Annotated in this window: 18 protein-coding genes; 1 reads left to right on the top strand and 17 read right to left on the bottom strand. The window is 25.3% G+C overall.

What is annotated here, in order from left to right:
* Positions 1–2 precede the first annotated feature (2 nt).
* From AZI32_RS02640 to AZI32_RS02595, 10 genes are all read right to left on the bottom strand, one after another.
* A complete protein-coding gene (locus AZI32_RS02640) occupies positions 3–674 on the bottom strand; it encodes a response regulator transcription factor (protein WP_010299398.1) in 672 nt (223 codons plus the stop codon).
* Between the two features lie 415 nt (positions 675–1089).
* Complete coding sequence (locus AZI32_RS02635; RefSeq protein ID WP_061994355.1) at positions 1090–2976, bottom strand: endonuclease MutS2; 1887 nt, start codon at positions 2974–2976, stop codon at positions 1090–1092.
* Between the two features lie 456 nt (positions 2977–3432).
* Entirely contained in the window at positions 3433–3912 is a 480-nt protein-coding gene (locus AZI32_RS02630) for a GNAT family N-acetyltransferase (protein ID WP_061994354.1), read from the bottom strand.
* 160 nt (positions 3913–4072) lie between these two features.
* A complete protein-coding gene (locus tag AZI32_RS02625) occupies positions 4073–6139 on the bottom strand; it encodes an ABC transporter permease (protein ID WP_061994353.1) in 2067 nt (688 codons plus the stop codon).
* The gene (locus tag AZI32_RS02620) at positions 6139–6894 is read right to left on the bottom strand and encodes an ABC transporter ATP-binding protein (RefSeq protein WP_061994352.1); all 756 of its coding nucleotides are present in this window, start codon (positions 6892–6894) and stop codon (positions 6139–6141) included. Before AZI32_RS02620 ends, AZI32_RS02625 begins: the two co-directional genes overlap by 1 nt.
* Positions 6895–7055: 161 nt before the next feature.
* Complete coding sequence (locus AZI32_RS02615; RefSeq protein ID WP_061994351.1) at positions 7056–8069, bottom strand: sensor histidine kinase; 1014 nt, start codon at positions 8067–8069, stop codon at positions 7056–7058.
* A complete protein-coding gene (locus tag AZI32_RS02610) occupies positions 8044–8718 on the bottom strand; it encodes a response regulator transcription factor (RefSeq protein WP_061994350.1) in 675 nt (224 codons plus the stop codon). The genes AZI32_RS02615 and AZI32_RS02610 overlap by 26 nt, the downstream gene beginning before the upstream one ends.
* 845 nt (positions 8719–9563) lie before the next feature.
* Positions 9564–10637, bottom strand: coding sequence for a 2,3-butanediol dehydrogenase (locus AZI32_RS02605; protein ID WP_061994349.1), 1074 nt, complete (start codon positions 10635–10637; stop codon positions 9564–9566).
* A 232-nt stretch (positions 10638–10869) separates the two neighbouring features.
* On the bottom strand, positions 10870–12789 hold the full coding sequence (locus AZI32_RS02600) for a sigma 54-interacting transcriptional regulator (protein WP_061994348.1): 1920 nt from the start codon (positions 12787–12789) through the stop codon (positions 10870–10872).
* A 31-nt stretch (positions 12790–12820) separates the two neighbouring features.
* On the bottom strand, positions 12821–13294 hold the full coding sequence (locus AZI32_RS02595) for an HAD hydrolase family protein (RefSeq protein ID WP_010299430.1): 474 nt from the start codon (positions 13292–13294) through the stop codon (positions 12821–12823).
* Positions 13295–13602: 308 nt separating this feature from the next.
* Between AZI32_RS02595 and AZI32_RS02590 the strand changes: the two genes are divergently transcribed.
* Positions 13603–14646, top strand: coding sequence for a YdcF family protein (locus AZI32_RS02590; RefSeq protein WP_061994347.1), 1044 nt, complete (start codon positions 13603–13605; stop codon positions 14644–14646).
* Positions 14647–14764: 118 nt separating this feature from the next.
* Here AZI32_RS02590 and AZI32_RS02585 read toward each other — a convergent pair whose 3' ends face one another.
* The 7 genes from AZI32_RS02585 to thpR all read right to left on the bottom strand — a co-directional run bounded on the left by AZI32_RS02585 (position 14765) and on the right by thpR (position 22227).
* Positions 14765–15532: a TIM barrel protein gene (locus AZI32_RS02585; protein ID WP_061994346.1), complete on the bottom strand. Its 768-nt coding sequence runs from the start codon at positions 15530–15532 to the stop codon at positions 14765–14767.
* A 171-nt stretch (positions 15533–15703) separates the two neighbouring features.
* On the bottom strand, positions 15704–18295 hold the full coding sequence (locus tag AZI32_RS02580; protein ID WP_061994345.1) for an ABC transporter permease: 2592 nt from the start codon (positions 18293–18295) through the stop codon (positions 15704–15706).
* Positions 18296–18300: 5 nt separating this feature from the next.
* Positions 18301–18975 carry an ABC transporter ATP-binding protein gene (locus AZI32_RS02575; protein WP_061994344.1) on the bottom strand — a complete coding sequence of 225 codons (675 nt, stop codon included), beginning with the start codon at positions 18973–18975 and terminating at the stop codon, positions 18301–18303.
* A gap of 238 nt (positions 18976–19213) precedes the next feature.
* On the bottom strand, positions 19214–20281 hold the full coding sequence (locus AZI32_RS02570) for a HAMP domain-containing sensor histidine kinase (protein WP_061994343.1): 1068 nt from the start codon (positions 20279–20281) through the stop codon (positions 19214–19216).
* On the bottom strand, positions 20278–20967 hold the full coding sequence (locus tag AZI32_RS02565; RefSeq protein ID WP_061994342.1) for a response regulator transcription factor: 690 nt from the start codon (positions 20965–20967) through the stop codon (positions 20278–20280). Before AZI32_RS02565 ends, AZI32_RS02570 begins: the two co-directional genes overlap by 4 nt.
* 103 nt (positions 20968–21070) lie before the next feature.
* Positions 21071–21604, bottom strand: coding sequence for an HD domain-containing protein (locus tag AZI32_RS02560; protein WP_061994341.1), 534 nt, complete (start codon positions 21602–21604; stop codon positions 21071–21073).
* A gap of 89 nt (positions 21605–21693) precedes the next feature.
* Positions 21694–22227 (bottom strand): RNA 2',3'-cyclic phosphodiesterase, encoded by a 534-nt coding sequence (gene thpR, locus AZI32_RS02555; RefSeq protein ID WP_061994404.1) that lies wholly within the window; start codon positions 22225–22227, stop codon positions 21694–21696.
* Positions 22228–22245 lie beyond the last annotated feature (18 nt).

The raw sequence follows: 22245 nt of genomic DNA, 5'->3' as shown, positions 1-22245 counted from the left end.
AACTAATTCACCATATATCCTATACCTTTTTTAGTTTTAATAAAATCAATAAGTCCAATATCACTTAACTTTTTTCTTAATCTCGTAACATTAACAGTTAAAGTATTATCATCAATAAAGCTATCACTTTCCCATAACCTTTTCATAATATCTTCACGAGAAATCACTTTTTCTGCATTTTCCATTAAAATTTGAATTATTTTAAATTCATTTTTAGTAAGTTCAATTTTAGAATTTTTATACTCTATAGTTGTATCACTAATATTTAAAACTGCTCCATTATGCTCAATTACATTCATTTGTCCACTAAAAGAATATGTTCTTCTTAACAACGCTTGCACCTTTGCAATAATAACATTTAAATCAAATGGCTTGGCAATAAAATCATCGCCTCCCATATTTACAGCCATAACAATATTCATATTGTCAGACATAGATGAAATAAAAATAATAGGAACCTTTGATATTTTACGAATTTCAGTACACCAATGATATCCATTAAAAAATGGTAGCGATATATCTAACAGAACTAGATGTGGATTAAACTCAATAAATTGCTTATTAATATCCTTAAAGTCTACAACAAACTCTGCATCGTAATTCCATTGACTTAAACAGCTTTTAAGTGACTTTGCAATTACTAAATCATCTTCAACAATTAAAACTTTATACATAAATTACTCCTCTCAATACTTTCAAGTCTATTTTCCTTTTAATATAATAACACTTAAATTTATTTTATTTTTAACTATTCCTTATATAGATTTCTAATTTGAAGTTTTAACCTACCTGAATATTCTACTTTTATAAGACATTACTTTTCCTATTTTACAAGTCAATTCTTCAATTTTAAAATTATACAATATTTCAATATTTATAGATAATCTTCTCATAAGAAGGTCTTCTTTTGCAGTATTAAATTATTATCACTTGTTCAACAGTAATATCGAATACTTTCCGTAAATTAATACATAATTTTATACAAATATAATTATAATATAAAACGACATTATAGATATTAATTTTTATTGATAATTTGTAAATATAAAAACTCCACCAATACTATAAAAAGCATTGGTGAAGTCTTCATTATTTTTTCATTTCTTTTTGTATTTGTTTTAAAGCCTTTTTAGATCCACGTTTTATATCTTTTTCTAACTTTCTTTCTTTAAAGGATACAAAGATTTGATTTAAATCATATCCTTCTGGATATAACTCTTCTGCCTTTATTTCTAACTTAATCCTCTTATAATTTATTTCTTTTAAATTATTATTTATAAAAATAATTAGATTGTTAAATTCATCTTTTTCCTTATATACTATACCATACTCATTGTCATCTATTATAAAAACTTTATCTCCTACTTTGTAATCACAATTATATTCTCTTTTAACTTCTTTTTCATTTTTAATTATTTTACTACTTCTTAGAAAATCATAATTGTAGTTTTTATTTTTTATATATTCTTTAGTTCTTTCTATTACAGGCTTATCTATTCCCATTTTTTCGGCTATATATAAAGCATTACTATTACCTGATTTGCCTATTTGCAATTTATATAGCGGTTCTAAAGTATCGCATTTAAATTCCATAGCTGCATTTTCAAAATCAGGATGATTAAAAGAGAAATTTTTAATTTCACCATAATGAGTTGATGCTACCGTTATACATCCTTTATGATAAAACTCCTCTAGTATAGATATGGCTAATGCTGCACCTTCATTTGGTTCTGTTCCACTTCCTATTTCATCAAATAATAATAGTGTTGATTTATCACTTAATTTTAAAATTGTGGCTAAATTTTTTACATGAGATGAAAAAGTACTTAAAGCATTTTCTATACTCTGATTATCTCCTATATCAACAAATACCTTATTAAAAACAGCCATTTCAGTTCCATCTTTAGCTGCTATATGAAACCCAGATTGAACTGCTAAAGTTAACAATCCAATAGTTTTTAAAACAACAGTTTTCCCCCCTGCATTAGGTCCTGTTATAATTAATGTTCTAAAATCTTTACCAATGTTACAATCTAAAGGGACACTATCTTTTAATAATGGATATTTTCCCTTTACTATATTAATATATCCATTTTTATTCATTAAAGGCTTTACACCATTTATGCTTTTACTATATTTAGCCTTTGCAAAAATCATATCATACTCTGATATAACATCTATATTCATCTTTAATTCTTTTATTTTTTCAAATATCATATTTGTTAATAATGCTAATATTTTATACTCTTCTACAGCCTCTTCTGATTTTAAAACAGCAAGTTCACTTGTATACTTTTGAATTGATGCTAATTCAACAAACACTGTAGTACCCTTTGGTGATGTTTCTATTATACTTCCTTCTATGCTATTTTTATAAGCAGCCTTTATAGGAATTGTAAACTTTCCATTTCTCTCACTTATAAAGAATTCCTGTATATAATTTTTATTGCTACTTGATTTTAAAAATTTTTCAAGTTTCTCTCTTATTTTACTTTCACAACTTTCAATATGACGTCTTATCTTTTTTAATTCTCTTGAAGCATTTGAGTCTACTCTATTACTTTTAATTGATAAACTTATTTCTTCTTCTATATAACTTAAATCAGATATATTATCACCATAGGCACTTAATGTAGGTGCATATCCTTCCTTGTCTTTTATAAATATTTTCACCTTTCTGCACCCTCTTAAAAAGTCAGATATAGTTGTTAAATCCGAAGGCTCTAAAGCAGCACCTTTTTCTATTCTTTCTATATAATTTGTAATATTAAATATTCCTTCTAATGGTATATGATATCCTGCATCTAAAAGATTTCTCCCCTGTGATGTTTCATCTAACATCCTATTTACTTGCTTTAAGCTATTACTAGGCTCTAATTTATCTAATAAAATTTTTCCTAATCCACTAACACAATATTCTTTAACTATTTCCTTTAACTCGTAATAATTTAATTTTTCTAATGTTTCTTTATTCATCTTGTTAATATTCCTCCTATTAAATAATCAATAAATAATTTATTGATTGAAATAAATAATATCAACAAGTCTTCTATATTTTTTACTCACCTTGCATGATAGATTTCATTTTTTCAATAAAAAAAGCCATGGATACACCACAGCTTTAAATTAACACTTTTAAAGATATTTAAAAATGACTTTTAAACACCTTCACAATGAGTAAATTTGCGGACTTGTATCTTAATAATTTTAATTAATTCCACAACAAATAAAGGTAGTAAATACCCAATTTTTTAGAAATTAATATTCAATTAATTATTTAAGATACTAAACACTCACAAACTTCCCTCACTTTACTTTGAAATCTATCTATATTTTAACCTATATTTATATAGTATCATTTATTTTTCAAAAGGTCAATTACGTTAATTTTATATTTTAAATATTCAATCTTTTCTTAATAATGTATAAGATTCATTTTTCTAAATTTAGTGTCATAATAATAAATTCATATTTCTTATCACTTATATTTTCAATATACCTACCTGTTTCTTTAAAACCTAATCTTTCATATACTTTTATGGCTCTTTTATTAAAGCTTGCAACTGCAAGCTTTATTATATTTTTATTATATTTAAATTTATTTTTGCCATATTCTATTCCAGCTCTAATATATGATTCGCCTATTCCTTTTCCAGTTAAATTTGGCTTTAACCCAAGCCCTATTTCCATCACATTATCCTTAAATTCATAAGAAAATATACCTATAAGATTTTCATTTTTGTTTAATACTACAAACTTATTTTCCCAATAATTTCTTTTCATATTCATTAAAAATTCTTCTAAATCTTCACTATCAAACTCCATGTCATAAAAGGAATACTCCTTATCATAATGCCAATTTAGAATTTCTTTTGCATATTTATTATCCATTGGCCTAAAATTAAAATCCATAAACTTACTCCTTTAATGTTTTATTATGTCTTACATTCATTATGAACTATGCTAAGTTAAAAATAAATGTAAAATTGTAAATTTAATCAATATTTACTTTAAATCCCCTGTAGAATAGATATTATCATTTATCTATTTCACAGGGGATTTTTTATGATGATTATATAATTTCTTTTATATATTTTTTTCTACTTAGCAAATAGAATATTATTTGAATACTTACTCCTAAGCCTAAGATTAATAATGCTTTTTTCATAAGAAGTGTTGTGATTGTCATATTTGAGCACATAACATACAAGTAATACATACCTAGTCCTCCTCCAACAAAAATTGGTATGAAAAATGTTATAGCTAATTCTTTGCTTATTAGAGTTTTTATTTCTTTTTTAGTTACACCTATCCTTATCAATGTTGCTATTCTTTCTTCTTCATTATTTATGTCTGACAATACTTTATAATATAAGACAACACCATTTGCTATTACAAACAATAGTCCTATAAAAGACATTGTAAAAAATACTATGCCATAATTTTCTATTTGCAACTTTATAAGCTCTTCTTTATACATTGGTCTATAATATTCTTTTCTTCCTTCCTCATCATATGAATGTTTACCCCAAAGATTTCCTTCTTTCCAAAATGATTCATTTAAGTTATTTTTAATTCTTAAATAATTTACTAAAGAGTAAAAACCTTTATCTCCATTTTTAACATTTATTAAATGAATATTTTCTACTGCTTTTACTGATAACTTATTTTTTAAAAGTTCATAGTCTCTATCATCTAAAACAAAAGCACTTCCTAATTGATGATTTACAAAAGGAACTCCTTTTCTACTTTCAATATTTTCTTTTTCTAAATTAAGAATATAGCTATTTCCTATAACTTTTTCTACACTTCCTACATTTATTATATAATTATTATTTATATTTTCTTTTTCCAATTTTCTTGCCTCTTCAACTTGGCTTTCACTAAGCGTGGCTAAAATAGCTTTTGGATGATTAAATTCCATTTTTTCTTTCACTACATTTATATATTGTGCACTGCTAGGTTTTATATCAATGTTTTCATTCATATGCTTATTATAATTGCTTTCACTTACAACTGTTCTGGCTCCCCAAAATATAAATCCCTCATTCTCCGCTCTAAACATAGGTATATTTAAACACTCTAATATCTTATAATCTTTTATTGTTCCCTTTTCATCTTCTATTATTTTTTCTACTTCTTCTTTTTTTATTTTATTGTAGCCTTCATCTTCAACAAACATAATATCAAATGGATTATTCATATTTATATATTCTCTACTTGATGCATATAAGGAATAACTAAACCCAACAAAGAACATTGCCCCTGCCATTAATAACGAGATCATATATAGAACATTTTTATACCCTAAAAATCTATGGGATAAATTTGAAAGAATAAGAATATTTTTATTATAAGCTCTAGGAAACTTACTAAATATCTCTTTAATCAAAGCAATGCATGTTCCTATTATCATATAGGGACATATTATTGTAAAAATTATAAATAATCCAAGCATATAAGATTTATTTTTAAAGATTTCATTTAAAAGAGTTTTAGGTAAACAATATAATGATATTATAAATAGTACTAAAGCTATTAACCCTATCACTGTATATTTTTTACCTATTTCACTTTTCTTTGAAGACTTTAAAATTTCCATTATAGACATTTTTCTTATATAAATTACATTAAATAAAAGGTTACATAAAAATATTACTAGGAATATTCCTAAACTTAATAAAAAACTCTTATAATTCAATTTGTATGGAATTGATGCTCCATTCAATATTTTATTTAACCCCATATAAAATAATCTTCCAAATATAACACCGCCTAAAATTCCTGTTATTGATGAAGACACCATTATCCCTAAATTTTCTATAAGTATTTGCTTCATTAAATCTTTAGTAGTCATACCTAAAGTTAAATACATTCCAAATTCTTTACCTCTATTTTTTAAGAATGCTATATTAGTGTAAGTTATAAAGACTATTGAAAATATTACAATTCCTATTAACGCAATTTTAATAGTCTCGTATAATGAAGTTTTTCCAATGCTTTGCAAAATGATTGGATTAAACATTAAACTTCCATACATAAATAACATAGCTACAATTAATGCATTAATAAGATAAAAGGAAATATATTTGTTGAAATTATGAATAAAATTTTTACGTATTATAGAAGAAAAAGTCATTATTTATCCCCCCCTATAACACTTTGCACTTCTAATATTTTATCGAAAAAATCTTTTCTATCTCCATTTGATGCTATCTCTATTTCGATTTTACCATCTTTAATAAATATTATTCTTTTACAAAAAGATGCAGCAAAAGGGTCATGAGTTACCATTAAAATGGTACTATTAATATCCTTATTCATGCTACTTATGGTTTCCATTACATTATTAGCTGATTTTGAATCTAGGTTTCCTGTTGGCTCATCTGCAAATATTATAGCCGGTTCATTAATTAAGGCCCTTGCAGCTGCTACTCTTTGTTTTTGGCCACCAGACACATGATATGGATACTTCTTTTTTAAATCTTCTATATTGAAAAATGTCATAAGACTATGAACTTTTTTTTCTATTTTCACAGGCTCCAATTTATCTAATATAAGTGGTAGTGCTATATTTTCTTCCAAATTTAAACTATCTAAAAGATTAAAATCTTGAAATATATATCCAATATTTTTTCTTCTAAACAAAGCTAACTCATCTTTTTTCATTTTACTTATATTTTTGTCCTTTATAATTATTTCTCCTGAAGTTTTATTGTCTACCCCCGAAAGTATATTAAGTAATGTTGTCTTTCCACTACCACTAGGTCCCATTATTCCAACAAATTCTCCATCGTTAATAGTTAAACTTATTCCATCTAATGCTTTTACTTCTTTTACACCTTTGTATGAACTATAAATCTTTGTTAAGTTATTTATCATTAAAATTTCCATTTCTAAACTCCTCACCTATTTTTAAAATTACTTTTACTTTTTCATCTAAAACTTCAAACTAAAAATTTAATTCTTATATGCATAATACTAGTATAAAGGGGAATCCATTTGTCTTAAATGGATTCCCCTTACACAATGTTACATTTCTGCAATGTTTAATTCTAAATAACTTTTTCATCTTTAAACTTAATACTAACTTTAGTACCTTTACCAACATCGGATTGTATATCAACTAAAATTCCAAGTTTCTTAGATATCAATTTTACCATATATAGTCCAATTCCTGTTGAACTTCTTTCTTGTCTTCCATTGTTACCAGTAAAAAATGGATTAAATATCCTTGGTAAATCTTCTTTATTTATACCTACTCCATAATCTTTAACTATTAATTCTACTTCTCTAGCATCTTCTTTTGCATATATCTCTATCCTACTGCTATTTTTAATTTTAGAATACTTTATAGCATTAGCTATTATTTGCTCTAACATATATAAAAACCATTTTTTATCAGTATAAATATAAATATTTTCACTAATATTTACCTTTGGAAACACTCCTTTATATATAAAGTCTCTTTTTTTTAAATTAATTGCATTACTAACTAGTTCTTTAAGATTATAGGGGTTTGTAACATAATCTCGTGAAAAATCTTCTAATCTCAATAAATTTAAACACTCTTCTAAATTTTTTTTAATTGAAGAGTTCTCTTCCTTTATATCCTTAATATATTTTATTTCTTTATTTTCTAATTCACTTTTCTCACAAGCTAAATCAATTACTGTTATTGATGTTTTCATATTATGAATCCATTGAGAAAACAAATAATCTTTACCTTTTATTTTTTCCTTTAACTCATAGATTTCATTAAGATACTCATTATGAATTTCATCAATTACATTTAAAATTTCCTCTTCTTTATAATCAACATTGTTCTTTTTGTAATTAGGACTTTTAGTGCTATCTGCAAGTTTTTGTTTAAATCCACAATACTTAATAATCTCAATAATGAAATAAACTATTATCACTGTTCCACTTAATATTAATGGATATAATATCTCACTATTTTCAAATAATAAAAAGTAGAATACTATTATGAATGTAGTATTTACTATTAGAGCTATTAAATCTCGTCTTTTTAATTTTAAAACCCTAATTATCAACTCCATTAAAGACATATCCTACCCCTCTTTTAGTTACTATAGAATTATTTATACCTAAATCACTTAATTTCTTCTTAACCCTTGTCATATTAACGGTTAAAGTACTATCTTCTATAAAATTACTATCATCCCATAAAGCTTCTAAAAGCTCTTCTCTACTAACTACTTTTTCTATATTTTTTATAAGTATATTTAATATTCTATACTCATTTTTTGTAAGCTCTATAATTTGATTTTTATATTTAAGCTTCATACTATTATTAATTAAGGTTAATTCTCCAACCTCAATTTCTTCCTCGTTATAATCCTTAACCCTTCTTAATAAAGCATTAATTTTAGCAAGTAATATACCTATACTAAAAGGTTTAGTTACATAATCATCCGCTCCAAGTTCCATACCTCTTATCTGTTCGCCTTCATCACTTCTAGCAGAAAGTATTATTACTGGAATTTTATATAACTTTCTAATAAGCTTTAAAAAATAGAAGCCATCAAATTTAGGTAAATTAATATCTAAGATTATCAAGTCTGGATTAATTTTAGTAATATATCCCATGACATCGTCAAAATTTTCAACTGTATCAACATTATAATCGTATACTCTTAAATATTCACTTATATATTTTTTTAATTTTAAATCATCTTCAATTAATAAAATTCTCATTACAATCTCCCATAAAATACTTAATTATTAAATTCTATCACATTTACTCTCTAATATAAATATTATCATATCTATATAAACTATTTTGTAAGCCTCTCTAAAATAATATAATTAATCAAAGTTTTTTTAAGTTTATTAAATACAAAATCCCTCTGAATTCTCAGAGGGATTTTCGTATATTATTAAAATAATTACAATTTCTATTTAAACCAATTCTATAGGGAAACAAGCTCAAATTTAAATTTATTCAATAACTTTAAAATATTTTTATACAAAATATAGTGTTGAATTCCAAGTGCTTCAGAGCATGTCTCACTATTTGGGGTATCCAAGTTTTGGAATGGATAATTTTAAAAGTCAACTTGGAACCCTATATAGGGAAACAAGCTCCAACTTAAATTTATTCAATAACCTTAAAATATTTTCATACAAGATGCAGTGTTAAATTCTAAGTGATTCTGAGCATGTCTCACTATTTTAGGTATCCAAGTTTTGGAATGGATAATTTTAAAAGTCAACTTGGAACCCTATATAGGGTTCCTAATTAAATCTTAAACTTATTCATTTATCAAATGAGAAAACTCAAATTAATATTTTTTCAATAACTAACAGATTATTTTAGTTAAGAGTTAATAGTGAATAGTTGTGGTTATCACTACTCACTTTGCTCCTAGTAATTCTCAATGTATTTTTAACTTTAAGAAACTGATGCACAGTTTCATCAATAATTTTTAATTCTTAATTCTTAACTAACTATATTTGTACTTATTTTTCTCAACCGATAACAAAAATTTGATGTATAAATTTAAGTTATAGATTGCATCCCTATATTTCTATATTAATTTTTATAAAAGTGATTTATCTGGTGTTACTAATATCTTAACGTGCTTCTTCTTATCTGGACCTGTTAATGTACCAAATCCTTCTTTAACAATATCATCCAAGTGAATTTTCTTTGTTATATATCCTTCTGCCTTTATCCTTCCATCATTCATTTGAGCCATAGTTGCTTCAAATTCGTGTCTATAAGCTAATGTACCAACAATTTTTTTCTCTGTGAAAACTAAAACGTTTGGATTGAAATTTAATCCATCTTCCCATATGCTTGTAACTACCATAGTCCCTTCAAATTTTAAGCTATTAACACCTGTATCAAAACCTATTTTTGCTCCTGTAGTTTCAAATGCAGCATCTACTCCTACTCCATTTGTAAGTTTTTTAACTTCTGATGCTATATCAACTTCATTTGGATCTAAAACAAAATCTGCACCCGCTCTTTTAGCATATTCTTGTCTTATTGATTTTCTTTGTAAAACTATAACAAGTTTAGCACCAGCTGCTTTTAAACATTCAATTGTAGCTAGTCCAATAGGTCCTGATCCTAAAACTAATGCTGTATCACCTATTTTAAAATTAGCTACCCTTATAGAATGTAGTGCAACGGCCATCGGTTCAACAAGTGCTGCTTGTTCATAACTCATGCCTTCTGGTATCTTGTGTATAAATTCTTGTGGAAATACAGTATAATCAGCAAATCCACCACCACTTCCACAAAGTCCATGGAATCCTAAAGATGAACATAAATTATATTTTCCTTCTAAACAAGCTGGACATTTTCCACATGCTACTATTGGTTCAACAATTACCCTATCTCCAACTTTTAAATTAGAAACACCTTCACCAATCTCAACTACTTCTCCAGAAATTTCATGTCCTAATACAACAGGTGCAGTAGTGCCACTTAAAGGATGTGGCTGACCTACTGGTATAAAAATCGGTCCTCCTAAATACTCATGTAAATCAGAACCACATATACCACACCACTTAACTTTTATTTTCACACTTCCCTTTACAACTTTAGGTTCTTCTATTTCCTCAACTCTAACGTCATTTTTCTTATACCATAATGCTGCTTTCATAATATTCCTCCTAAATTTTATTAGTTAAACTATTCACAATTAAATAAAGCAATAATTATGCCAACTATTTAAATTCTTTATTTTGTTAATTTTTAAATTAGTCTTTCTTACATATTTTCTACAATAGACTATATATTTAATTATGAGTGCAAAATAAAAAATGTATCAAAATGAAACAAGAGTAATTGTTTCATTTTGATACATATATCTACTTTTCTCATTTTGATACACTTTAAATTTTATAAGCAATATTATATTTCTTTACTTTTCTATAAAGTGTAGATCGTCCTATCTGTAATAAAATTGCCGCTTGAACCATATTCCCATTACTTTGTATTATAGCTTTTTCTATAGCTTCTTTTTCTAATGTTTTAATATCAATTACATTTTCAAATATTTTCTCCTCTTTTTTACATGTATTTTCTACTTCATAAGAAACTAATATATTTTTTTCACTTAAATAAAAGTCACGTTCTACAACATTTCTTAATTCTCTAACATTACCTTCCCAATAGTTATCTTTTAACTTTTCCACATAATCTTTATTAATTTTTTTAACTTCTGTTGCTTTTTTTATAGATAATTTTTTTGTAAAATAATTAACTAACAATCCTATGTCTTCCTTTCGTTGCCTTAACGGTATTGTTTTAATATTCATAACACTTAATCTATAATAAAGATCATTTCTAAAATTTTTTCTATTTACTTCTTTTTTTAATATTCTATTTGTTGCACCTATTACCCTTACATCTAATTGCTTTTCAAAAGTTCCTCCCACTCTAATTATTTTTCCATTATCTAAAACCCTTAAAAGTTTACTCTGCATATCTAGCGGTAATTCACCTATTTCATCTAAAAATATTGTTCCTCCATCTGCCAATTCAAATTTTCCTGCATGCCCTTCTTTAGCTGCTCCCGTAAATGCCCCTTTTTCATAACCAAAAAGTTCACTTTCTACTAATTCTCTTGGTATAGATGCACAATTTACAGCTACAAACGGTTTATTTCTTCTATCACTATAATTATGTATAGATTGCGCTAAAAGTTCTTTTCCTGTTCCACTTTCCCCTTCTATTAATACATTACAATCACTTTTAGCAGATTTTTTCGCTAATAATATCATATTTTTCATATTCTTATTTTCTGTTATTATATCATCAAAGGTATAGCTAGCTTTAAATCCTGCTAGTTTACTGACTAATTTATGTATATGTTTTGTTTCTTTAAAAGTTATTACCATACCAATATTTTTATTATTTACATTCATTGGAACTGCATTAACAATACATTTTATTTTGTTATTTTTTATTTTAAAATCACTCTCAATATTATAAATTTCTTTTTTATCACCTTTTAATAATGCTTTAAAATCAATATTAGTAATTAAACTTTTAATATCTAAATTCATAACATCATCTAAAGTTAAGTTTAATACCTCTAACGCTCTACCATTTATTCTCTTAATATTACTATCTGAATCAATGACTATCATTCCATCTGATATGGAATTAAAGGTTACATTCAAAAGGTTATATGACCTACTTAAAGCAAATTGTTTTTGTATTGATTCTGCTGCAGATGTCACTATTCCTAAAGTGTGTGAATGTGCATTATAATAATTTCCAGACATATTTATACATCCTATTATCTTTTTATCTTCATCGTATATAGGTGATGCAGAGCATGTCCAAGAATGTTGACTTATACCAAAATGTTCTGCTCCTATTGTTTGTATTGGTTTTTTTAAATAAAGAGCAGTTCCTATTGCATTAGTCCCAACCTCTTCTTCACTCCATAATTCCCCTTTTAAAAAAATTAATTCATTTACCCTATCCATTATATCTTCATCACCAATAACCTCAAGTATATAACCATCTTTATCTGCTAAAATCATAGCAAAACTTGACCCTTCAACTATTTTATATACACTTTCCATAACTGGCTTAGCTATTTTTATTAATTCCCTATTTTTATCTATAAGCTCTTTAATATTACTATGCTTATTTTTACCTTTTCCACCCATAGGATTAACATTATATTTTTTACATCTAATCCATGATTCTAATATTTCACTTCTTATTTGTTCATTGATAATATCATTATATATAAAATTTTCCCAAGCATTTTTTATGAATGTTATGTATTTTTCCACTAAAATCTCCCCTCTTTTTCTTTAATAGATATTATGTTCTTAATGTAGCTTTTACCCTATTTTTCTTTAATATTAAATCTATTGCATCAACTATATTATTTACTACAATATCAGCTTGAAAAACAGCTTTAGTAAAACATCCTTCTTTTCCAATTATAGCTATAGACATTATACTGTTTTTAAACATTTCTATGTCATTTTTCCCATTGCCAATTGCTACAGTACTATCGCTACCAAGCTTTTGAACTATTTTCTTTTTATCTTCACATGCATTATCCTTATTAAAAATTTTTACTTTAACAGGAAGTTCCATACATTGCTTTTCTACAGTACCATAAGTATCTGCTGTAACAACAAATATATTAACATCTTTATATGATAATTCTTTGATTTTTTCTTTTACGTCTTCAATTAATACACCATCTTCTGCAATGGTCCCATTAAAATCAAAGACAACATTTTTTATTCCAATACTTTTATAACCTGGTATATCAACTATTATCATTTGTTCAATACTCCTCTCACTTAATATATAATCTTATAAAACTCTCTTCCCTATATGTTTTTAGTTTTTACTATACACATTCATTATACTATCATATAATGAAATAAGCTTTATTTTTAACCTATATCAAAAGTAAAAAGCTTAATTTTACAACTTTATATACTTTTAGCATATTTTCACTGTTTAAAATTTATGCTGTATAATTAAGTGCTATTAAAAAACATATAATATTTATACTTTTTAGGATAAAATATATATTGAATGAATTTTAAATAAAACTCAACTTAAAATCATATGGAGGTTACAACATGTTTTTTCTATTAGGCTTAACGTTATTTACATTTATAATTTTTTTAACATCTTATCTGCTTGATTCAAGAAAGTTAATTAATGGATTATTATTTAATATATTTTTATTTTCAGCTATAATAACATCTATATATGCTGCATTTTCAACACAAAATCGTTTTTTAATTATTATAGCCCTTATTTTTATTTTTTTCTTATTGTTGATTCCTATATTTGGTATTCATGCATTAATAGTAGGCTTATTCATAAATACTAAAATTCTTATAAATCGTGAGGGAAAACGTTTTTCTAATTTATTAACTTTATTTATAGCTATTGGATTAATATTATTCCTTATTGGCTCCTTTATTTTATCAACAAATTTATTTTCTCAAGAAATAAATATTTTCTTAAGTAGTTTTATTATAATTTCATTATATTATTTCTTTGATGTTTTTAATTTTTTGATGATATCATTTCTATATCAATTTAACCATCCAAAATTAAATCAAGATTTTATTATTGTTTTAGGTAGTGGATTAATTGGAGATAAGGTTCCACCTCTATTGGCAAGTCGCATTAATAGAGCAATTGAATTTTATAATAAGCAAAGTATTGTTACAACTCCTCCGAAAATTATTTTTTCTGGCGGACAAGGAAATGATGAAAAAATTTCAGAATCCTTAGCTATGCAAAAATATGCAGTTGAAAAAGGTATTCCATTTGAAGATACAATCTTAGAAGATAAATCAACTACTACCTTTGAAAATATGACATATTCAAAAAACATAATGGATAATTTAAGTAATAAATACAACAGCATATTTACAACAAATAATTTTCATTTATTCCGTGCTGCTCTGTATGCAAAAATGGCTGGTTTAAAAAGCCAAGGAATTGGTTCTAAAACAGCACTTTATTTCTTGCCAAATGCATTAATTAGAGAATATATAGCTATTGTAGTAATGCATAAAAAACGTCATATAATTATTATTTCTTTAATATTAATCTTTAATTTAATGTTAGCTTTAATACAACACTATTTTATTACTCCATATTTGTAATAAAACATAGTAATTTATATATAAAATTCTCCTTTGTATTTTAAGTATTGGTATAAAAACCAACTATTTATCAACCAAAGGAGGATTTTTTATAATATAATTTAAATATATAAAGTTTTTATAAAAATTTATTTTCTTTTAGCCATTCTAATGAACTAATTATTTCATCATATTTGCCAACCTCTAAAGTCCATGTTGCATCTTTAGACGTTTCATTAATTTTGTTTAGGACATCTAAGATAGAAATGTCCCCATTTAAAATTCCATTATGATTATCTTTTATTCCATAATTATTATGTAAATGTACATGACCAATTCTTTTTCCAAGCCCTTTTATCCAATCTTCTAATGGTATTTTAGAACAATAGTTTGCGTGACCTATATCAAGACATACTGAAAATGCAGGATGATTTACTCCATCTATAAGATTTACAATATGCTCATAATCACTATCATATTCATTTTCTATATGTATTTTTATTGAATCATCTTTATTAGATAAAAATTCTTTCCAAAATATTTTAGAATTATATTCCCAAGAGCTCTTAAAGTATACCATTTTATTAAAGCACGTATGAAAAATTATACGTTCTGCACCTATTTCTTTTGCCATCCAATAGGAACTTTCAAACCTTTTCATAGTAGCATCTTTTATTAAACTATCAAAGCTTGCAGGGCATAAATCTAAGAAAGGTCCATGTACTGAAAGTGATGGCTTTTTTATTATTTTATTTAATCTTTCCTTATAGTTTTTCAAACTTTCTTCTTTACAGTCTAATGATTGGCCAATGCCAAACTCTATTATTTCTATACCAATAGGATAATTTTTCAAAACTTTCTCCATATCTTTATCCTCTAAAAGATGTGATAAATATATTTTTTTCATAATGATACTCCTTTGTAAAACTTTATATGCTTTATAATATAAGTTTTTAACGAAATTTTCAATTTATATTTTTCTAAAAACTTAAATTTAACACTAATTTTTAAATTGAAATATTTTAAATAAAAATTAGAGGCGTTATTTCTATATTACACCTCTAAAATTAATTTTATTCTATTCTACGAAGTTAAGTCTTTCTACTATACTTTCTCTACTTACTAATTTATATCCGATAATTGGAATTATCATTATTAATATGGCTATAATTATTATAGCTACTAAAATCGATATTATACATATAGAAATATTTAATCCTCCATAAATCGGTAACATCATTGGTGCTACATATGACACAGCAATTCCTAATGGTATTATGAGTAATGACGATAATACTATATAATATAGACCTTCAAATAATATCATCTTTTTAAGCTGCTTTTTTGTCATACCAATAGATTCAAGCATAGCAAATTCTACTCTTCTTGAAAAAATACCTGTTAGAACTGTATTCATTACATTTATAATTCCTATTAAACCTAAAATTCCTGAAATAATAGCTCCAATTGCTAAAAATGTTACTTTAATACTTTTTAGACCTTCTATAAAAAAGTTTTTGGAACTTAATTTTAAAGAAATATTGCCAGATTCAATAATAAGTTTTGATATAACTTTGTCTGCATTTTTTAAATCAGTTCCATCTTTTAATTTAATATTAAGACAATCTACATAATTTTTATAATTGGGAAATATTTCTTTAAATGCATTTTCTTCTATATTTAAAAATTCTAAATTATTTGATGCAAATTCACCATCTTGATGTGAAACAACAGCCATAACTTTAAAATCTTTTTTAACTTCTTTAAAAATTCCATTTTCATCTCGTATTTGAAAAGTTAAAGGTAAAACATCTCCAGCTTTTACAGAATTATCTTTTTCTGATGTAGGATAAAAGATAATATAATTTCCCTTTTTAAATTTTTCCTTATCTATAGTTCCATCAATTAACTTTAATGTTTCTACTTCTTTATCTACAATATCAGCTTTTAAAGCTCTAACACTTGTATATATTGTATTTTCCTCTCTTTGATCAATAGAAAAACCTGTATATTTTTTATTAGGGTCACCATAACCTTGCAGTTCTTTTTTAAAATTTTCATCAATTTTAATTTTACTCCAAAACATAATTATTGTTCCATCCTGTTCCGGTGTAATTCCACTGTAATAAGGTGTTACATTTTCTACTATATCTAACTCTTTAATTTTCTCTATAAATTCTTCTGTTATAGGTTCATATCCTTTTCCTGACTGAATACCATTATATACAAGATTTTTAATTGAAATATCTGATGTCATTTGAGCATTTGCATGCTTTTTAGGGTCTAACCCCATAGTTGCATTTACAGTGAATATAACAGTTAAGGCACTTAATGAAATTGAGATTATAGATAGTATAACTCTTTTCTTATTTTTTATAATATTGCTCCATGCCATCTTGTGAATTTTAGCTCCATAGGCACCCTTTTTAACCTTTTTCTTTGATTTATTATCAGAAATTACATATCTAACTGCTTCAATCGGTGAAACTTTCCCTGCCACTCTTGCTGGCTTATTACAACTTATTAAAACAGTTATTAATGAAAAAATTGTTGATATTAAAAACATACTTAAGCTATGGGAAACCACAGTTATATTACCAAATATAGTAAATTTAAGTGCCATAGGAACAATAATTATTGACACAATATATCCTAAAATAAGTCCTATTGGTATACCTATAATAGAAAGTTTAATTGCCTGTTTTAGTATTATTTTTTTTAGTTGTTTTGATGTAGTTCCAATTGTTTTTAAAAGACCATAAAATCTAATATCTCTAGCTACAGATATATGAAAAATATTATATATTATTAAATATCCAGTAATCATAACTATTAATAATCCAACACTTATAGCTATGACTTGTTCCATGTTGTCTGATTGAAACACTCCATTTTCTTCTTTATCATATTTAGGGTTTGCTTTATAACTTAACGCTCCTATTTTTTGTCCTATCTTTTGTATTTCATCTTTAGCTGTCTTAAATGAAGATTCATCATTTAAATTTTTAAGAGTAATAAAGGCTACCTTAGTATTTTTTTTATCTATTATCTCACTATTATACTTTTCTATAAATTCATTACTCACAAAAATTTTTGTTTGATTTGAACCCCTTGGTACTAAAGACTCATAATAACCACTTAAAACACACTCTATAGTCTTAACTTCACCGTTAATTTCAACATCTAAATTTATTTTTTTCCCAACTTTTTTCTCTACCTCTAAAACTTCTAATATCCAAGTTGGAACAAAAACTTCCTCTGGTTTTTTAGGGTAAGACCCTTCTATAGGAACTACAGCCATCATATCAAATGCAATTTTATTTTTCACCGACTCTAAAGCTATATTTTCATTTAATAATTCTTTATTTTTAACCCCTTCAACACTAGCTAATTGAATAATTCCTACCTTATCAACATTATCTACTGAATTTAACTTTTTTTCACTTTCTTGGTTTATGTTAAGATATCCATCACAATTAACATTATAATTAGAAACTATATCATAAATCTTGTTAGTTTTATAAAATGTTATACCTCCTGATATAGTAATTGTTATTAATATGGTAGTTAATATTATTGCAAGTATTGCACACATATTTCTCATTTTATTAGCTTTTAAACTTTTTTTGCTTAATTTATTAACAGAATTTCTATTATTATTTTGCAACATAATTTCTACCCCCTATTCACAACAATTTTTCCATCTTCAATTCTAATTATTCTATCTGCCATCTGTGCTATTTGCTCATTGTGAGTAATCATGATTATAGTTTGATTAAACTTATTGCTTGTAAATTTCAAAAGTCCTAGTACTTCTTGCTCTGTTTTAGAGTCTAAATTTCCTGTTGGTTCATCTGCTAGTATAATAGATGGTTTAGTTACTAAAGATCTAGCAATAGCTACCCTTTGTTGTTGACCACCTGAAAGATTGTTAGGGAGCCTGTTAGTTTTATCTGTTAATCCTAAAGTTTCTATTATTTCATCAACATATTTAGAATCAACTTTTTCTCCATCAAGTTCTATTGGTAATACTATATTTTCATATACATTTAAAATTGGAACAAGGTTATAATTTTGAAATATAAACCCTATATTTCTACGTCTAAAAATTGTAAGTTCATCATCATTCATTGAAAATATTTCTTTATTATCAATAACAACTTTACCTTTACTGGCCCTATCTAATCCCCCTATTAAATGCAATAATGTACTCTTTCCAGAGCCTGATGTTCCTACTATGGCAACAAACTCCCCCTTATCTATCTCTAAACTAACACCATCTAAGGCTTTAACTAAATTTTCATCTTTACCATAATACTTTTTTAAATTTTCTACTTTTAATATACCCATCTCTTTTATCTCCTCTCAAATACCTGTTAGCACTATAATATCACTACTATATTGCTACAGACCTCACAGAATTGAGATATTCTAAAGTCTAAAAGTAACAGTTTAGTGATATTCATATTTATACACTTTTTAATTTTCAATTTTAAGATTGTTACTTTTTTAAGTTAATAAATTTGTGATTTGTTTTGAATGTCTATACAAAAAAATAAAAAGCAGCATAATAAAAATGTTGCTACTTTTAATTCTTTAAAAATATTGAGAAAGTACTACCCTTACCTTTTTTAGAATTTACTTTAATATATCCACCTTGTTTTGTGATTATTTCATTTGCTAAATATAATCCGATTCCTACACCTTCAAATTCAGTTACTTCCTTACCTCTATAAAATCTTTTAAATATATTATTTATATCTTGATTTTCTATACCAATACCTGTATCTGTAATATCTATTTTGGTAAATAGTTGCCATTCATCTACTATAATCTGAATTTCCCCTCCATTTTCAGTATATTTAACTGCATTTTCAATAATATTAAATATTGCTTCGCTGGTCCATTTTTTATCATGACATAACTTCAACTTTTGTGGACAGCTAACTGTAAGTTTTATATCTTTATTTTCTGCCTTTAAATAAATTCCTTTTAAAGAAATTGCTATAGTATCCATTAAAAAAGTATTTTTATTATTAAGCGCAATTATATTACTTTCAAGTCTAGACATTTTAATTAAGGCTTGTACTAACCATTGAAGCTTTGAAACTTGATTTCTCATATTACTTAAAAATAGTTTTTCATTATTTTCATCTAATTCTCTTTCAATTAATGTATCATTGTACATACATATATTAGCTATTGGAGTTTTTATTTGATGTGAAATATCTGAAATTAAAGATTTGATACTATCTCTTTCCATAAAATATTTTTTTCTATCAGTTTCTATTATATCAACAAGTTTTTTTAATTTATTTTCAAGTTTTGAAAGTAAAGTTTCCTTATCTGTATCAAAAACAATATTTTCTTCATTACATATAATTTTATCAATAATATCACTCATTCTATTAGAAAAGTTTAAAACCTTACTCCTTAATAAATATACAAATCCTGTAATAAGTATGAAAATAATAAATATAAATATACTGTTCATAATAAAAATATAATTTAATAATTCATTTAAATCTATGTTTACCTTTAATGCATTTTTAAATTTATATTTAGCACCTAAAAGGAAAACACCACTTATAATTAAAATAATCATAATAAATACTTTGTATAAATTATCTAATAAAAGTACTTTTACGCTTTTCAATTCACTTCACCACCCCAACAATATCCTACACCATAAATAGTTTTAATATATTTGGGCTTTGATGGATTATCTTCTATTTTTCTTCTAAGTCTATTAATATTTACTGTTAATGCATGTTCTTCTATATATCTATCATCTTCCCATATGGATTCTAATAATGTTTGCCTTGTTAAAATTTCGCCTTTAGATGTTACTAATTTTTTTAAAATTTTATATTCTGTTGGTGGCAAATCTATTGTTTCCCCATTTTTATATATAGTCATATTATCAAAGTCAAATTCAAATTCTCCACTTTTTAATATATCTAAAATAATACTTTTGCTTTTGCCATACCTTCTTAAAACTGCTAAAACTCTTTCCCTTAATATATTTAAACTAAAAGGTTTTGTAATATAATCATCGCCGCCAATTTTTAATCCTGTTATAACATCTAATTCCATATCACAAGCAGTAAGAAATATAATAGGATTAGAATAGGTTTTTCTTATCTCTTTACAAAATTCAAATCCGCTTCCATCTGGTAAGTTAACATCTAATATAATAATATCCATATCTTCTTTATATAAAATAACCTTAGCTTCTTCTAAAGTAAAGGCTGGAAATATGTCAAATCCATCCATTTTAAAATTAAAACTAATTCCATTGTTTAAAATCACATCATCTTCTACTATCAATATTTTATACAAATTTCATACCCCCACCATACCTTTCTTTAACATTATATTTTATCACTGTATATTTAAATGAATTGAATAGATTTTAATTTACTTAATGTATAATAAACTATTTTTATTCAACACCTTTAATCTCCGACTTTAATTTACTGAAATATTCATCCATAAATTTTAGTCTTTCTTTACCTATTTCTATTGCTTTCTTTGTGTACAATTTATTAGGAATTTTTTTAAATTTTACTTCATATTCAATAAAAGGTGTATGTTTAGAAACATCTTTTAATCTTCCATTTTCAACAGTATTAATTTTAAAATAATCATCTATTGATTCATCTACTATTAATCTTTGACCAAATTGCCCTGCTAACATAAAAGTACGAGCTATTCCACTTGCTCCAATAACATCAAGTTTATCTGCATCAAAAAGTATTTTAGCCTCTATTGTTTTTGGCTCATTTCCTGTTCTAAACCTGTGTGTAACAATACAATGCTTTATTTTTTCTATTTTTTCTTTCTCATAATTTAGATCTATTAATATATTTTCTGCAATTTCACTACCTAAAATAGCATGATCCAAATTATGTGCTGAACAAGTTAATTTATTTTGAACAATTTCTATAATTTTTTTATATTTCATATCTTCATTCATATATACTACCCCCATATATAAAACATTTATTTTCCATATGTTTTAATTATAGAATGAAACCAAAAATAAAAAAATACTTCTTTATAATTCTAGTGTATGTTTTTCAACATTATTTCTTCTAATGGCTCATAAACCAACTTTTCATTAACCCTTTTACTTTCCATAATTACTATAGAACGTATAGGAATTTCTATAGATTCAAATTTGTTTGGTTTTATTTTATTATCAATAATTATTTGTCTTCCAATTGTAATATGAGGGGTATATTTTCTATCATCAACTTTAAATTTATTATCCACTAATAATTTTTTTAACTCCCTTTGTAATTCTATAAGTTCTTCATTTTTTTTAATTCCAAGCCAAATTATTTCTTTATTTCCTCTTTTAAATGAACCAATATCAGATGTAACAAGGTTTATTGGACCTTTTTGTAATCTATGTAATATACTAATTAATACTTTCAAATTTTTTTCATCAACTTCTCCTATAAATTCAAGTGTTAGGTGAAGATTATCTTTATCTGTAAATTTTCCTTTAATTGAATTACTAGCTACTAAATTTTTATACTCTAATAATTTATCTTTTGTTTTTTCATAAAATGTAATTGCAAAAAATACTCTCATTATTTTCACTACTTTCTC

This window comes from Clostridium sp. ATCC 25772, assembly GCF_001573875.1.
Classification (GTDB): domain Bacteria; phylum Bacillota; class Clostridia; order Clostridiales; family Clostridiaceae; genus Clostridium_J; species Clostridium_J senegalense.
Note: the sequence above shows the minus strand (reverse complement) of the source record. Positions and strands in the feature narration are given on the sequence as shown.

What these genes read in the sequence shown, in the direction of transcription:
- AZI32_RS02620 (WP_061994352.1), bottom strand. Translation starts at nt 6,894, where the DNA reads ATGGAAATTTTAATGATAAATAACTTAACAAAGATTTATAGTTCATAC.
- AZI32_RS02595 (WP_010299430.1), bottom strand. Translation starts at nt 13,294, where the DNA reads ATGATAATAGTTGATATACCAGGTTATAAAAGTATTGGAATAAAAAAT.
- thpR (WP_061994404.1), bottom strand. Translation starts at nt 22,227, where the DNA reads ATGAGAGTATTTTTTGCAATTACATTTTATGAAAAAACAAAAGATAAA.
- AZI32_RS02615 (WP_061994351.1), bottom strand. Translation starts at nt 8,069, where the DNA reads ATGTCTTTAATGGAGTTGATAATTAGGGTTTTAAAATTAAAAAGACGA.
- AZI32_RS02640 (WP_010299398.1), bottom strand. Translation starts at nt 674, where the DNA reads ATGTATAAAGTTTTAATTGTTGAAGATGATTTAGTAATTGCAAAGTCA.
- AZI32_RS02585 (WP_061994346.1), bottom strand. Translation starts at nt 15,532, where the DNA reads ATGAAAAAAATATATTTATCACATCTTTTAGAGGATAAAGATATGGAG.
- AZI32_RS02590 (WP_061994347.1), top strand. Translation starts at nt 13,603, where the DNA reads ATGTTTTTTCTATTAGGCTTAACGTTATTTACATTTATAATTTTTTTA.
- AZI32_RS02575 (WP_061994344.1), bottom strand. Translation starts at nt 18,975, where the DNA reads ATGGGTATATTAAAAGTAGAAAATTTAAAAAAGTATTATGGTAAAGAT.
- AZI32_RS02580 (WP_061994345.1), bottom strand. Translation starts at nt 18,295, where the DNA reads ATGTTGCAAAATAATAATAGAAATTCTGTTAATAAATTAAGCAAAAAA.
- AZI32_RS02625 (WP_061994353.1), bottom strand. Translation starts at nt 6,139, where the DNA reads ATGACTTTTTCTTCTATAATACGTAAAAATTTTATTCATAATTTCAAC.
- AZI32_RS02605 (WP_061994349.1), bottom strand. Translation starts at nt 10,637, where the DNA reads ATGAAAGCAGCATTATGGTATAAGAAAAATGACGTTAGAGTTGAGGAA.
- AZI32_RS02560 (WP_061994341.1), bottom strand. Translation starts at nt 21,604, where the DNA reads ATGAATGAAGATATGAAATATAAAAAAATTATAGAAATTGTTCAAAAT.
- AZI32_RS02630 (WP_061994354.1), bottom strand. Translation starts at nt 3,912, where the DNA reads ATGGATTTTAATTTTAGGCCAATGGATAATAAATATGCAAAAGAAATT.
- AZI32_RS02610 (WP_061994350.1), bottom strand. Translation starts at nt 8,718, where the DNA reads ATGAGAATTTTATTAATTGAAGATGATTTAAAATTAAAAAAATATATA.
- AZI32_RS02635 (WP_061994355.1), bottom strand. Translation starts at nt 2,976, where the DNA reads ATGAATAAAGAAACATTAGAAAAATTAAATTATTACGAGTTAAAGGAA.